The organism is Pedobacter metabolipauper (assembly GCF_004362715.1).
Classification (GTDB): Bacteria; Bacteroidota; Bacteroidia; order Sphingobacteriales; family Sphingobacteriaceae; genus Pedobacter; species Pedobacter metabolipauper.
The window spans coordinates 293,435-308,846 of sequence record NZ_SNYC01000003.1 but is presented as its reverse complement, the minus strand read 5'-3'; the positions used below and the strand labels follow the sequence as shown (position 1 = coordinate 308,846).

General features: G+C 38.7%; 12 protein-coding genes and 1 other RNA gene. 3 read left to right on the top strand and 10 right to left on the bottom strand.

All coding sequences use genetic code 11. The annotated features are described in order from the left end of the window. Window positions 1-14 precede the first annotated feature (14 nt). On the bottom strand, window positions 15-539 hold the full coding sequence (locus ATK78_RS01380; protein WP_133574268.1) for a sigma-70 family RNA polymerase sigma factor: 525 nt from the start codon (window positions 537-539) through the stop codon (window positions 15-17). 242 nt (window positions 540-781) lie between these two features. Here ATK78_RS01380 and ATK78_RS01375 point away from each other — a divergent pair, with 242 nt between their 5' ends. Then, a complete protein-coding gene (locus tag ATK78_RS01375) occupies window positions 782-1,516 on the top strand; it encodes an SRPBCC family protein (protein WP_133574267.1) in 735 nt (244 codons plus the stop codon). Between the two features lie 100 nt (window positions 1,517-1,616). Here the strand turns inward: ATK78_RS01375 and ccsA are convergent, their stop codons facing one another. The 5 genes from ccsA to ATK78_RS01350 form a co-directional block, all read right to left on the bottom strand. Further along, window positions 1,617-4,874: a cytochrome c biogenesis protein gene (gene ccsA / locus ATK78_RS01370; RefSeq protein ID WP_243732403.1), complete on the bottom strand. Its 3,258-nt coding sequence runs from the start codon at window positions 4,872-4,874 to the stop codon at window positions 1,617-1,619. A 479-nt stretch (window positions 4,875-5,353) separates the two neighbouring features. Continuing rightward, entirely contained in the window at window positions 5,354-6,067 is a 714-nt protein-coding gene (locus ATK78_RS01365; RefSeq protein ID WP_133574266.1) for a YqjF family protein, read from the bottom strand. A gap of 162 nt (window positions 6,068-6,229) precedes the next feature. Beyond that, the gene (locus tag ATK78_RS01360) at window positions 6,230-6,877 is read right to left on the bottom strand and encodes a Uma2 family endonuclease (RefSeq protein WP_133574265.1); all 648 of its coding nucleotides are present in this window, start codon (window positions 6,875-6,877) and stop codon (window positions 6,230-6,232) included. A gap of 4 nt (window positions 6,878-6,881) precedes the next feature. After that, a complete protein-coding gene (locus tag ATK78_RS01355) occupies window positions 6,882-7,514 on the bottom strand; it encodes a Uma2 family endonuclease (protein ID WP_133574264.1) in 633 nt (210 codons plus the stop codon). 195 nt (window positions 7,515-7,709) lie between these two features. Next, window positions 7,710-8,969, bottom strand: coding sequence for a hypothetical protein (locus ATK78_RS01350; protein ID WP_133574263.1), 1,260 nt, complete (start codon window positions 8,967-8,969; stop codon window positions 7,710-7,712). A 175-nt stretch (window positions 8,970-9,144) separates the two neighbouring features. On the opposite strand from ATK78_RS01350, the gene rnpB reads away from it, so the two are divergent. Together rnpB and ATK78_RS01340 are read left to right on the top strand one after the other, a co-directional pair. Beyond that, window positions 9,145-9,522: RNase P RNA component class A (rnpB, locus tag ATK78_RS01345), an RNA gene on the top strand. A 91-nt stretch (window positions 9,523-9,613) separates the two neighbouring features. Next, a complete protein-coding gene (locus tag ATK78_RS01340; protein ID WP_133574262.1) occupies window positions 9,614-11,020 on the top strand; it encodes a sigma-54-dependent transcriptional regulator in 1,407 nt (468 codons plus the stop codon). A 97-nt stretch (window positions 11,021-11,117) separates the two neighbouring features. Here the strand turns inward: ATK78_RS01340 and ATK78_RS01335 are convergent, their stop codons facing one another. From ATK78_RS01335 to gatB, 4 genes are all read right to left on the bottom strand, one after another. Beyond that, complete coding sequence (locus ATK78_RS01335; protein WP_133574261.1) at window positions 11,118-11,840, bottom strand: RluA family pseudouridine synthase; 723 nt, start codon at window positions 11,838-11,840, stop codon at window positions 11,118-11,120. A 51-nt stretch (window positions 11,841-11,891) separates the two neighbouring features. Next, window positions 11,892-12,581, bottom strand: a complete 690-nt coding sequence (locus ATK78_RS01330) for a response regulator transcription factor (RefSeq protein WP_133574260.1) — start codon at window positions 12,579-12,581, stop codon at window positions 11,892-11,894. Between the two features lie 105 nt (window positions 12,582-12,686). After that, entirely contained in the window at window positions 12,687-13,805 is a 1,119-nt protein-coding gene (locus ATK78_RS01325; protein WP_243732402.1) for a TlpA disulfide reductase family protein, read from the bottom strand. A 26-nt stretch (window positions 13,806-13,831) separates the two neighbouring features. Then, on the bottom strand, window positions 13,832-15,295 hold the full coding sequence (gene gatB / locus ATK78_RS01320; RefSeq protein ID WP_133574259.1) for an Asp-tRNA(Asn)/Glu-tRNA(Gln) amidotransferase subunit GatB: 1,464 nt from the start codon (window positions 15,293-15,295) through the stop codon (window positions 13,832-13,834). Window positions 15,296-15,412 lie beyond the last annotated feature (117 nt).

The following is a 15,412-nucleotide window of genomic DNA, read 5'->3' as shown; positions in this document are numbered from 1 at the left end:
ACTCCCGCTTTTCTTTATGCAGTTTTTCTAAAATCTTTACTGTACATTTTTAAATGGCTTTTTAATACCTGCCTTGCTACATGGATCCGCGTTTTTACGGTACCTAACGGAATGTTCATTTCTTCAGCAATTTCATGGTATTTATATCCTTCAAAATATCTTAGAAATGGAATTGAATATTCAGGCTGCACTTTACTTAGTGCTTTTTGAATATCGTCCATCATGAATTTATTTTCACCAAGGTTGTTTGATGCACTATTATGAAGCTGATAAGAAGACAGATCTTCAGAAATTTCTACCACTGTATTTCTACGTACATTTTTACGATAGTCATTAATAAACGTATTTTTCATTATGGTATACAACCACCCTTTTAAATTTGTTCCCTCTTTGTATAAAGAATGGTAACGGATTGCTTTAATGATGGTATCCTGTACCAGATCATTGGCATTTTCAACATCATTGGTAAATTTAAGCGCAAAGGCTTCTAAACATGATCTGTGGCTGCAGATCTCCGTGTTTAATGTAATGTTAGTCATAGGTAGATGATCAATATTATGGTAAATAGTTCAATTGTTTTTCGTAATCAATCAATTGCAATATGCATACCAGAACCTGCTTGTATTTAACGCAAAATGACTGGTGATATACCCTAATTTCAATACGTAAAAACCAGAAAGGCTAATCGTTGTTAAGTAGTCAGCAACATTTCCATTTAGGATATACTGCTAAAAACATCTATTGCCTTACCCGGAGCTTTGCTCTTTAGAAAAACAACAACATGAACAACGAATTGACAACAAAAATTATTGGCGGCTTAAAAGAGCTGAGCATTAACAAAACAGGAAAGGAAAATATTGACCAGGGAGAGCGTGCTTTATCTGTTGTTGCCGGATCTTACCTGTTATATAAAAGTCTGAAGAACCTGATTAAACATCCTTTTCTAGGTTTACAAGGGGCTGCTGCAGGTGGCCTTTTAATTTATCGCGGCGCAACTGGTGTGTGTCCGATCTATACGCAGCTCGGAAAAGACACAACCGATCCTGAAGCGATTAATATTACCGAAGATATTGTCGTTAATGCACCACGGGAAAAGGTTTATGAATTCTGGAGAAACCTTTCAAACCTTCCTAAATTTATGACCCACTTAAAAAGCATTTCCGAAATCAGTGATACAGAATCGCATTGGGTTGCAAACACACCGGGTAATCTGGTTGACCTGAAATGGAATGCTGAAATTACCAGGGAAGATGAAGGTTCTTATATTGGCTGGCAATCTGTTGAAGGCTCTATGGTTGATAATGCCGGAAAGGTTGAATTTAGAGATACCTTAAATGGTACCGGAACAGAACTTCATATTGAGATTGACTACTTCCCTCCTGCGGGTAGTGTAGGAAGAGGAATTACTTCTTTATTTAATGGATTGTTTGAGAAAATGATCCGGGAAGACATTCAAAACTTTAAAGCGTATGCAGAAGCAGAAGATTTTAAATTGTATGCTGGTTTAACTGCTTAAGTTGTAAAGCACTTCTTTTATTCTATAAATATTCTCAAATCTTATATCAAATCTGAGAATTAAAGAGCGGGATCTGATTCCCGCTCTTTAATTTATATGGTTATTTATTTCTAAGCTTGTAACGTCTGTAAGAAACAACTGCCAGCACAAAGATAACAGCAACCGTTACATATACCCAGGATGGAACAGGCACCGGATCACCCTGTGCATAAGAATGCAATCCGGTGAGGTAATAGTTTACACCAAAATAAGTCATGATTATGGTTGAAAAGCTTAACAACGACAACAGGTTAAACAGGTACTTGCTTTTTAAATTTGGAATTAAACGAACGTGCATCACAAATGCATAGATGATCACTGAAATAAATGCCCAGGTTTCTTTTGGATCCCAGCTCCAATAACGCCCCCAGCTTTCATTGGCCCAGATACCTCCTAAAAATGTACCTATGGTTAGCAAAAACAAGCCAACCGTTAAAGACATTTCATTTACAATGGTCAGCTCAGTTATGGATGCCTTTACCTTAGCATGAATCTTGTTTCCATCAATACAATAAAGCACCAATACCACCATTCCAATTAACGCGCTTAAGCCAAAAAAACCATAGCTTGAGGTGATGATAGCCACATGGATCATTAGCCAGTAAGATTTTAACACAGGCACCAATGGTGTTATTTGAGGGTTCATTTGTGAACCTCCATGTGCAAAGCCCATCAGGATGACCGCAATTAAACATCCGGCTGCTGGTATAAAGGCATTGCTGTTCCTGTACATCAGTAAACCAGACAATACACCGATCCAGCTAATGAACAATACGGCCTCATAGCCATTACTCCATGGCTCATGTCCGGAAATGTACCACCTTACACCCAGTCCTATGGCCTGAAGCGCTGCAGCAATGCTGATCAGCACCAGCAATGAAGTAACCAGCCGGTCTAATAACTTCGAGTTCTTAAATAATTTAAAAAATGCCAGTGCAAGGATCACAGCACCTAAAAGGGCATAAGTGATCATTAAATTCAAGAATATGTTCCATGAATTGTAGCTGATTTCCCAGCTGATCTTCGCATCAGATGGGATTACATCTTTACTGTATTTTATTTGCAGGTCTTTTATACTGTTTAGTTCCTGATCTGCAGCTGTCCAGTTCCCAGATTGTTGTGCACCCTGAATACTTTTAAAGTATCGTGCTACCGGATTGGGCATGGTCAGGTTGCTGTCTGCAGGAAGTGAAGGCATTGCAATCCACGTATTGTTAACATCACCGGCTACGGGAAGAATACGTAAATACTGCCCATCTACCAGCTGCTGCATTGCTTGCAGCCTATCATTAAGATCGATCACATCTTTATCGTAGCTATCCTGCTCTGCTGGTTTCTTAGAAAATGCTTTTAAGTAGTCCTCCTTTAATACGAATACCAATGAACCATCTGTATCCAGTTTCAACAAGTTGATCATGGATGTATACCCTGCTTCATTTCCCTTTACTGCCTTAAGCAATCCTGGTCCGCCTTTGGCTCCAACCTTAATCAGCGGAACATTGAACCAATTAAATGGCTGTGTAGATATAGACAGGAAAAACTGGTTTGCATTGAGTGAATAGAACTTGTCTTTACGATGCAATTTCCTTAAGATCTCAAGTGCCATGGTATTAACAGGCTCAATCCGTCCGTCTATATTTTGAACTAATAAATGTCCGAAACGGTCGGCATGATCAATATTGATCTGAATAGAAGCAGCAAACCCTGCTGCATCTACGTTTTTAGCCATTAGGAATTGCTGAAGTTCTGCCATATTTACTTCGGGCGCCCCATGATCATGTGCATGATCTTCTGCAGGTTCATGCTGGTGGGTATGTTCCGCACCTTCTTTTCCGTGCATATCGATCTTCTGACTGAATGCGGCACTGACAGGAAACAGCAAAAATAGAAGGATTAGTGTTTTTGATTTGGACAGGGCTTTAAGCTGTTCATTTAATTTGGAAAAGTGTGTTCCTTTCCAGAATAGTGTAACAAACATACCAAGAAACAGAAAGGTATAACCCACATAGGTAACATTTGTTCCCCAACTGTCGTGATTAACAGAGAGCACCGTCCCTTTTTCATCTTCATCAAAACTGGCTTGAAAAAACCTGTAACCTGAGCGGTCCAGTACATGGTTCATAAATATTTTATAGGGTGTTTCTGTTCCGGCATCCATGATCATCACATCAGATGAATAAGCTGCCGGACTCGTACTGCCTGGATATTTCTCCATTTTAAAGTCGACCAGCTTAAGATCAAATGGGGTCTTATATATTTTTGATCCATATGCAAGAGATATTCTTAATCCTCCGATTTCACTCTGGTGCTGAAAGTTGGTCATTCCCTTTCCACCGTAAAATGAAACCGTGTCTGTAACACCTGATGTGGTAATTTCTACTTTAACCAGATCCGGATCATGTTCATGTGTGTTCTTATTTCCTTCAAAATAAATGATCCGGCCAGTTAGCGGCATCTCCGGAACCACAAAGGCCAGGCCGGCAATGGTATACAGGCTTCTTAAGTTAAAAGGCTGTGCAATATTTTCTGCCACAGGTATTTTTTGCTGTGTTGCCATTACCATGTAATCTCCCTGGTAGGGTGAAACCATTTGAAGTGACCCATTTGAGTCGTCAATATTGATTGCTCCTGTAGTTTGTTTATTGTAAGTAAACAGCATATTCTGAATGAGCTGCACACTTCCAGACTGGATGAATTTATTGACCCTTTTCCCATTTTCCAACACTACGAGGTGTAGGGTCGGTTTGCCGGATGGTTCACGCACCAATGAATCTTGTGCCCTGGCATAAAAATCGACAACCTTCATTTTAACGCGTGTTCCGTTATAGTCATATTCGGATACAAAGGTTTTTTTAAATGGCTTTAAGTAAGCTGGAACGCGGTTAGAAATTAATAATGCCGGTACATCATCATAAGCCAGTGCCCGATCGTCTTTACCAATCTGTACTTTGAAAAATGTAGCATCTGAAATGACCTCATTGCTAAATTCTCCTTCACGGATATGCATAGAGCCTTCATAGCTTATATATCTTGTAATATATCCACCAATAAATATGATGATAAAGGCAAGGTGAAATACCAGTAATGGAAGCTTTTTTAGCTTGATAAGCTGATATCTTTTGATGTTTCCAATAAAGTTTAAAACCAGGAGCAGCATTACACACTCAAACCACCAGCAGTTATAAATTAATGCTTTGGCTACTGTTGTTCCATAATCATTCTCTACAAATGTTGCCACTGCCATTGAAAGTGCATAGATTAATAACAGGGTACCCATTGTACGGGTAGAGAAAAGTATTTTGCTTAAACTTTTGATCATTCTAGTTTTTGTTCTTTACTGGTTAGACGAAACACTCATCCCGAATTTGGCAAATATGGCCAGAGGAAACATGAAAAAACAAGACAAAATAAATTTATGGCAAAAATAAGACGCAATAGTGCCATTTGATACAAAGGATTGCAAGTTTCTTAAAGGACTTTGGATGTTTAAAGTATGTGAATCTGATTTAGTAGTTAGCGATACCTGCTCTGTAAATATAAAAAAAACCCGGAAACTTTAGTTCCCGGGTTACATTCCTCCACATTTTTCCCAAAACTCACTATGTGTATTTCTCACATCTCCCAACTCAATATTTCCTCAGTTGCGCTCTTACACAAATAAACGAAAATAAATAAGCTATGGATTTTGAACCTATATTTTTAGCTTTTATTCGCTGCATACTTTTTAGAAAGATCCGGATCCGATTACTGAAAGCATTATACATTTTTATTGTGACAAAGAAAAGATGCAGCATGAGGTTAGCAATGAATTACATTTTTCTTTTCAACCGAAATTGCTGAGCCTTCTGCTAACATGACAGATACCGGGGTTTCCTGATTTAAGAACTTGAAATTATCTCCATAAGTAAGTCCAAAATCAACAGAAAGCTGATAACCATTTACTTTATACTGCTGCCATTTAGGATGTTTTACCTCATACTCATACGTTTTAAGTGTATTATATGCTGTATATCCCCAATAGTGCTCTGTAATAAATTCTGCCTCACTCCCAGCTTCAATTTCTGTTGGCACATTTTCTGATCTTACACTAAAGGATTGCCAATTCTTTTTATATCTCCACCCATACTCCACCGTTAATGCTCCACCTGCATCAGACCAATTGTGTGTCATAGGCATTGCTTCATAATTCTCACGGTACATGGTATTGGCAACGAAGGACAGTGCAAATTTTGGTACAATTTCCTTGATAAAGACTACTCCTCTTTTCCAGTTTTCACCATCTTTATACTTTACATAGAAACGCAGGTTTACCTCTTCAAAATTAGAATGGAACGGAATTGAAACACCCAATAGTTTTGTTGCCTTAAACAGAAAACCGATTAAACTGACATAACAAGTCCCATTCCATAGATCAAGTACTGTTCCTACTGGTAAATATGGCATCAATATATCTTTGTCGATCGCATAATTTACGATCGCAAGTTTTCTCCACTCTGCTGTTAAAAAACTCATAACTCATTTTTTACTACCTTACATATGCTATAATGAAACGCCAGCCATTATTCCTGGTCAGCGCACGATTGTAAACATAAGATGTATTTCAGCAGCATACAAGTAAATGGTATCTATTTATATGGCGTACATATTTCAGAACGATAAGATACCGGATCGTACTTAATTCCAAAAGTTAAACACCTCCCTTAGAGAGACCATAAAACCCGGTAATACCGATGAAGTTAAAAGGCCATCTGCCAAAAGCTCCGTACCTGCATCATAAAGCCCATCCTTTTGAAGTACATACTTAACCAGGGTTCTTTTAAATGGATTGATAACCCAGTATTCCCGAACTCCAAATTCCTGGTATATATCAAACTTAAGCTTTCTGTCTTTACTGCTGCTACCGCGGGAAAGTACCTCTGCAACCAGATCGGGTGCACCAATACATCCAAGTGGTTCTCTTTTGGTCTTATCACAAAGAACAAACAGATCAGGCTGCAATACGGTATAAATATCTTTATCTTTGGTAGATCCGGTTGGAAAACGGACATCACATGGTGCGATATATGCTTTACATTGCTTTTGTTCTAAAAACACGGACAGTTTAACAAAAAGGTTTCCGGCTACATCCTGATGATCCATTGTTGGGGCACACATTTCATAGATCTTACCTCTGATCAACTCTACCCGCTCCTCAAATTGCCAGCTTAAATATGCGGCATAAGAATAACTTTTAGACGCATCTATCTCATTTAATGAATGGAGTACTGTTTCTTTCACCTGGTAACGGTCAGATCTTTTCTTATTATTCTTTTCTTTTTTCATATCCTTAATTTTTTAATGCAAAAACATCGCTTACCGGTAAACAAAAACCAGGAAGCAGATCTGATCTTAGCTTATCATTCCGGATATAATATTCTCCCCCGGTAAAATGTCCATTTTCATTTAATGTATACTTTAAAATAGATTGATCCCGGGGATCTGCAATCCAATATTCCTTTACTTTAAATTCTTCGTAAAGCCCATATTTAATGGCCAGTTCCTTATTGTTATTTCCAGGAGACAGGATCTCTACCACTACATCCGGTGCTCCAATACATCCTTTATGATCAATTTTATGTACATCACATATTATACACAGATCTGGTTGTACCACTGTAAATATATCTTTGTTGGCATGAGATCCTTTCGGAAAACGCACGTCAAATGGGGCAGCGTATGCCTTACCTATTTTCCCTTTTAAATAATTATAAAATGCCCCGCCAATTTCCCAGGATATTTGCTGGTGTAAAGTAGCCGGCTCAGCCATCTTAAAAACCTTACCCCGGATTAGCTCTACACGCTCTTCAAATCTCCACCTTAAATAATGGGCATAAGAATAGGTAGCAGACATATCCAGCTCATTCAAAGTTTGAATTACAGGCCCATTGATTTTACAGGGTTTAGGTGTTCTTTTTTTCATTTTCTTAATGTTAATAAAACAGATAAATCTTAGTCATACACTAAAGATATACCTTCTTTTTATAATTAAAAAAACTTTGTTTTGACTTGAAAATCAATAGATTATATAAATAAAAAATGATTTGGAAGCTAATCCAAATCATTGATAATTATTTGCAAATGAAATCTATTTATAGTGTATTATATTCAGGATAAATTACTGATCCCGGTTATTTCGTTTATGCATATTATTGACTTTTATACTCTTCAAATAATTGATATGATTTTCAAGCCTGGTTGAGTCCCGATCTCCGATTGGATGCTGTGCCAGCGGTCTGGCCTCACGTAAACTGAGCAGGGATTCACATCCGGAATCATGAAATATGTGTGCAATCCGCTTAAGATCTTCAGGCTTTATAGAATTTATACCATTAAGTGTATCCAGCAAATATTCGTTTTTTTCTGCTTTGGTGAGCCGTACAATTTCATTGAACCGGTTTCCTTCCGGACAGCCGTCATTGGTTAAAAATAGAAAGGTTTGGATCAGCATCTTACCGCCGGTCATACAGATTAACAAATACCTCGCTTTCTTATCCACCAGCCTAAATTCTACCAATGTTTTCCCATCGTGCCTAACGGTATATTTAACATTGCGCGTAAGTGCATCAAATACCAGGTAGTGCATCAGACCAGCGGGCTGATCCAGCCGGTTTGCCAGTTGCCACAGTGCATGGCTCTGTATGTAAACAGGTGCAGGCTCGTCACTCCCCATATCCTTCAATCCAATATCAGATGGCCGCTTCATCACTTCAGTAAAATGAAGTGAACTAAAGGCCCAGCCAACAGGCAAAGCCCCGCGTGTATGTTCATCGCAATTGATTTTTAGGGGCAGTATCTTTTTATAATGAACCACAATTTCATGGTCTTCACGGGTATAAGATTCATCATCCGTCATTGGCGCATGTTCTGCCCATAAAATACCTTTTTCAAAATTGCTGACTTCAATATTGGCAAAAAGAAATGAACCTTCCAGCAAATTGTAGATCGTACAATAGTTTTCAGAGTAAAACTCATAGTCTTTTAGCTTTTCTTTAATCTCTGCAGCTGCAGGAAATGCATCCGGACTTAAGTCTTCTACGTAGTACATCAGGCTTAAGCCGTGCTTTAATATACTCTTAAGCGGTAATAACTGACCTTCTTCATCTGGAAAACCAGCACCATTTAATAACTGTTCCAGTGCATTTTTAAAAGATTGAAACAAATGATCAGGAACATCGTTCCCTGCTTTTATTATTTTTAAAGTCCGGTATTGTGAGCCAAACATTTCAAGTAAAGCAAGTTCTGGAAACAGCTTATAAAAATCGGCATCCACCCAGGAATCGCATATTACTTTTATACCATGCTTAAAATGTTCGTATTGTACTTTGGTATCATTCAGTACCGTATTTTTTCGGTTTACCCTTTTTTTACCAGACATAACTATTGAGATCGAATATAAAATTTGAAGAACATTAAATTAAACATATTGAAAATTATTGACTTAAGGTTACTTATAGAATAAAATATAATTTTTAAAGCCAGTTAGATCACTGTTTATTTGTTAAACCATCAAAATAAAGCAACTTTTGCTTATTTATCCTACATTTGCACAAAATGCAAGCCGTTCTATCGCTGCGATTTAATCGGAGAGGAAAGTCCGGGCAACACAGAGCATCCCGCTTCCTAACGGGAAGAGGCCTGGGAATGAATGCCCAGGTTATGGAAAGTGCCGCAGAAAGCATACCGCCGATGGCTTTTAAGCACAGGTAAGGTTGAAAACGTGAGGTAAGAGCTCACGATTTTTCCGGGCGACCGGAGAACTGGTAAACCCCGGGAGTTGAAAGACCAAATAGGCTAACGCATGTAGGGCTGCTCGTTCGATGTTAGTGGGTAGGTCGTTAGAGATAAATGGCAACATTTATACTGGATTAATGATAGAAGATGTTGATTTATTAACATTACAGAACCCGGCTTACAGGCTTGCATTTTTTTATATCTTTGCTTCGGGAAATCCGGGGCATATTCGTATTACGTGAGAAAAGTAATATATTAGCATCCTTAATAAAAATTGAAGCATTACCTATGGCGAAATTGTTAATAATTGACGATGAAAGAGCAATAAGAAGCACTTTACGTGAAATCTTAGAATATGAAAATTATGAGGTTGACGATATTGACAATGGAATTGATGGCTTAGAACTCATCAGGAAGAAAAAGTTTGATCTTGTTCTTTGCGATATTAAAATGAATAAGATGGATGGTATGGAAGTGCTTGAGCAAGCCCTTGCGTATAGCCCTGATCTTCCATTCATTATGATTTCCGGGCATGGAACGGTAGAAACTGCTATTGAAGCCAGTAAAAAAGGCGCCTTTGATTTTATATCTAAACCGCCGGATCTAAACCGCCTGTTAATTACGGTTAGAAATGCGCTGGACAGAGGTACACTCGTTACCGAAACTAAAGTATTAAAGAGAAAAGCCAGCAAAACCAGGGAAATACTTGGAAACTCTGAAACCATAAATAAAATCAAAGAAACCATTGAACGTGTTGCCCCTACTGAAGCCCGTGTATTGATTACTGGTGCAAATGGTAGTGGTAAAGAATTGGTTGCCCGCTGGTTACATGAAAAATCTAATCGCGCTGAAAGCCCGCTTATTGAAGTAAACTGTGCCGCAATCCCTTCTGAACTGATCGAAAGTGAACTTTTTGGTCATGAGAAAGGGTCATTTACTTCTGCTGTTAAACAACGGATCGGTAAATTTGAACTGGCTAATGGCGGAACGTTATTTCTGGATGAAATTGGCGATATGAGCCTTTCTGCACAGGCAAAGGTATTGCGTGCATTACAAGAGCATAAAATTAGCCGTGTTGGCGGTGAGAAGGAACTGGAAGTAAATGTTCGTGTTCTTGCAGCAACAAATAAAGACCTGATGAAGGAAATCGAAGACGGTAACTTCAGGATGGACTTATACCACAGGTTGAATGTAATTAATATTCACGTTCCCCACTTAAGGGAACGCATTGAAGATATTCCTGAAATTGCCCAAAACTTCCTCGAAGATATTTGTAAGGATTATGGTATGCCTGTTAAAAAGATCAGTCCCGATGGAATGATCGCTTTACAAAACCTGCCATGGACCGGTAATGTTCGTGAACTTCACAATATGATTGAACGTTTGATCATTTTAAGTGATAAAGTAATCACAGAACATGATGTTACGGCATTTGCAAACCCTGGCGGGGGTACCAACATTGGCGCTTCAACAGCCAGTAACGGAACTATCCCTGCCTCTTCAGGTCCGGTTGTAAATTACGACAAATTCACTAATTTCCAGGATTATAAGGATCATGCGGAACGTGAATTCATCAAATTTAAACTGGAGAAAAATGGCTGGAATGTGTCTAAAACTGCTGATGATATTGACATTCAACGCAGTCATTTATACAGTAAAATTGAAAAGTTTGGATTAAAAAGAACCGTTGAATAGGAATAAATAAGATATTAGCCTGCTGGTTATAAAAATAATAAAGCCGCTTTACAAATATGTATAGCGGCTTTATTATATCTTAAGAGTTTATGGATTTTTAAGCGTCGAATTTGTCCAGCAATTTTATCAGCGTAGCAAAATCTTTTGGGTAAGGTGCATCAATAAAGATATCCTGTCCATCGAGACCTTTAAAAGTTACAAACCGGGCATGCAGTGCAAAACGTTTCATGATCGGCTGTTCTTCATCATCCTTAGCGATACGGTACCCTTTTTTTATACTGGATAAATATACCGGCTTACCTCTGTACATGTCATCACCAGCAATGGCAGCACGCTGTGTGGCCAAATGAATCCGGATCTGGTGCATGCGTCCGGTAATTGGCTTGCATTCAACCAGGGTATAATGCCTGTAATTCTTAATGGAGTTAAAAATGGTTTCTGCACGTTTACCCTCTTTCCTATCGATGGTTACATTTTTATTACCATCATTTAAGATTGGAAGATCAATGAACAGTTCTTTAAACGTAAACTGACCATCAACAACAGCATGATATATCTTATTTACCTTTCGTTTTTCAAACTGCATGGCAACAGAACGATAGGCATCAGGAGTTTTGGCTATAATAATAGCACCGGAGGTTTCCTTATCCAACCGGTGACATACTTGTGCGTCATCACTGTATTGTTTTGCCAGACGCAGGATATTTACTTCACCAGAACCACCCCGTTCATCCAGAGAAGCAACAAAGGGTGGTTTATTTACAACGATATAATCGTCATTTTCGAATAGAATAAGGTCTTTAAAAGAAGGATATTTCAATATGATGTGTTTTCTCGTGCAAACTTAGATAAAATTTTGCACAAAAAAACTTTATGAAAGTTCAAATTTATAGCCTACTCCTTTTACCGTGGCCACATAGGTCTCTCCCAGCTTCTCACGAAGCTTGCGGATGTGAACATCAATAGTACGGTTAGTTACTACTACTGAGTCTTCCCAGATGTTCTTTAGAATAGATTCCCTGGTATATACTTTACCTGGTTTAGACGCTAAAAGATACAGCAACTCAAATTCTTTCTTTGCCAGCACTACTTTTTGTCCACCCTGATAAACCAGGTAAGCCTCCCTGTCAATAACCAGATCGCCAATTTCTACCTTGTTATCTGAAACCTCATCTGCACTTGAATTTCTACGGAGTATGGCATTGATCCTGCTTACCAAAGCTCTTGGCTTAATTGGTTTAGCGATGTAATCGTCTGCACCCACATTAAAACCAGCTATTTCAGAATATTCTTCACTGCGTGCAGTTAAGAAAACCATGAATGTATTTTTAAATTCCGGAATGGCACGCATTAAACGGCATGCTTCAATTCCATCCATCTTAGGCATCATGATATCAAGAATGATCAGATCCGGGTGAACCTTTTTAGCAAGTGTAATTCCTTCCTGACCATTATTGGCTAAGAAAACCTGGTAACCTTCTTTTTTTAAGTTATACTCGATTAACTCTAAAATATCTGGTTCATCATCTACAATTAGTATCTTCTGTTTTACGGTACTCATAGCTTTAATTATTTGTTACGAAATTAGGTAATCAATTATAATATAGCGTTAAAACCACGTTAACAAATTGTTAACACCGTAAAGAGTATTAACATGGAATTAGGGTTATCGTAAAGTTTTATTTAAAAACTCGTCCAGTGCTGCTCCACGCAGCCCTTTAGCAACGATTTTACCTGTTGGATCAATAAGGAATGATGCAGGAATACTTTGTATCTGATATAATTTTACGGTTGATCCTTCAAAATCTTTAAGCTCACTCACATGGTTCCAGGTTAACTGATCTGCTTCCACCGCTTTTTTCCAGGCTACCGGGTCTTTATCCAGTGATACGCCCAATACGGTAAAGTTCTTGTCTTTGAACGTTTGGTAAGCCTTAACAATATTGGGGTTCTCTTGTCTGCAAGGTGCACACCAGGATGCCCAAAAATCGAGTAATACATACTTACCCTTAAAATCTGAAAGCTTGACAGACTTGCCATCGATACTGGTACTCGTAAAATCTGGCGCAGCATGTCCTGGCTGCAGGGATTTTAAAGCCGACATTCTCTTTAAAAATTCTGTAACCATCTTATTGTCATTAAAAGAACTTTTAATCTGATCTGAATAGGCTACCATTTCATTTTCATACTCAGCAGGGTTTAGCAAATTGATGGCATAGAAACCTGCAAGCGACTGTGGATTATCCTGGGCAAACTTTAAAGTGCTTTGATTTAAGCCCTGTAGTTCTTCGATATATTTTGGTTCAACCTGCTGGCGGATCATCTCTCTTTTATCCGGTTGTGCGGCTACGGTCTCTTCAAACTGAGCCTGTATTGCAGACATGCGGCTGATATATTGATGCCTGGTTGTGTTAAACTCCTGAAGTTTATCTGCTTCCATAGCACCAGAGATATTGTAAGCAAGATTCTTATCACTAAGATCTGCCGTTATCTTAATTACATCTCCATTTTTGGCAATGATCATATATTCATGATTTCCAGAAGAAATCCTGAAAAAGTCTACTCCTGGAGTACTGTGAGAAAAAGTGAATTCTCCTTTCTCAGAAAATACGGTAGAGTCTATTGCAACAGCACTCTCCTTTTGTATGTCAAACAAGTAAACTTTACCTTGTGGCACAGCATTGGTAAATTGTCCGTTGATGGTAAACTTACTCTTGTCGCCGCATGCGGTTAAAGCGATACCCAGTATCAGTATATAACCTATATTTTTTACTATCGTTTTCATAGGGCTGGTATTTAATATTTTGTTTATTACTTTAATTTTTCCTGCAGCAGTTCGTTTATTTTCTGCGGGTCTGCTTTACCCTTTGCCAGCTTCATTACTTCACCTACAAAGAGCCCCAACACACCCTTTTTCCCTTTTTTATAGGCCTGTACCTGGGCATCATATTTGGTTAATACCTCATCTACAAATGTACTAAGACTATCGCCATTTTCTTCAATTAACAGATTTAGTTCCGCTGCCAATTGATTAACGCCTGCACCCGGTGCTTTTTGTATGGCTGGCAGGAGCTGCTGCAATGCGATCTGCTGGGTAATCTTTTTACCATCAACCAGGTTAATTATATCTGCCAATTGCTTCGGACTAACTTCAAAAGCCGAAATGATAATTTCCTGTTCGTTTAATAAGGCCCTTATAGAGCCTGTGAGCCAGTTTACCAAACTTTTCTGATTGGTTACCGCTGGTAAGGCCTGGTTAAAATAGTGAAGCAGGTCTGCATCATCAGCAAGCATCGATGCTTCAGACGCATTGATGCCTAATTTATCAACCAGCTGCTTAGCAATCTCCTCGGGCAAGGCAGGCATTTCCGACTTGATTTGAGCCAGCCATTCATCAGATATATGTATCGGCGGCAGATCAGGATCCGGGAAATAACGGTAGTCATTGGCCTCTTCTTTACTTCGCATTGGCGATGTACTGCCCTGATCGGCATCAAAATTCAATGTACTTTGTATGATCTTTCCTCCTGCTGTAATTACAGCTGCCTGACGGTTAAATTCAAAATCCATCGCCCTGCGCACATTGCGAATGGAATTTAGGTTCTTTACTTCACAGCGGGTACCAAACACGGTAGTTCCGTGTTCACGAATGGATATATTGGCATCACAACGAAGGCTGCCTTCTTCCATATTTCCATCACTTACATCCAGGTGGCGTACCAGCTTTCTCATTGCAATCAGCAATGCAGAGGCTTCTTCAGAACTGCGGATGTCAGGCTCAGTAACAATTTCAATTAAAGGAACCCCTGCCCTGTTTAAATCTACATACGAGAACTTATCATCCTGATCGTGCAGGCTTTTGCCGGCATCTTCTTCCAGGTGGATCCTGTTGATACCAATTCGTTTCTCTTGTCCGTTTGCCAGGGTAACTACCAGGTATCCATTTTGGCAAATCGGCTTATTATCTTGCGTAATCTGATATCCCTTAGGCAGATCTGCGTAGAAATAATTTTTACGGTCAAAGTAGTTAACCTGGTTAATGGTACAGTTTAAAGCCAGCCCCATTTTCACCGCTTTGGCTACTACTTGTTTATTTAATTTAGGCAATGCACCGGGTAGGGCAAGGCTTACAGCAGAGATGTGTTCATTAGGCTTTGCACCAAATGCGGCACTGTCTGCAGAGAATATTTTTGTCTGTGTATTTAATTGTACGTGGATTTCTAAACCAGATACCAATTCGAATTCTGATGGAGAAATTGGAGCTTTCGTACTCATTTATAGTCAGTGGTTAACTTTATTAAACATGTATTTGAAATACAAACATAACCATTTGTGCGTTATTAATACTGCGTTGGGGCTACAATTATAGTTATGGCACCAAGTTTGAATTTA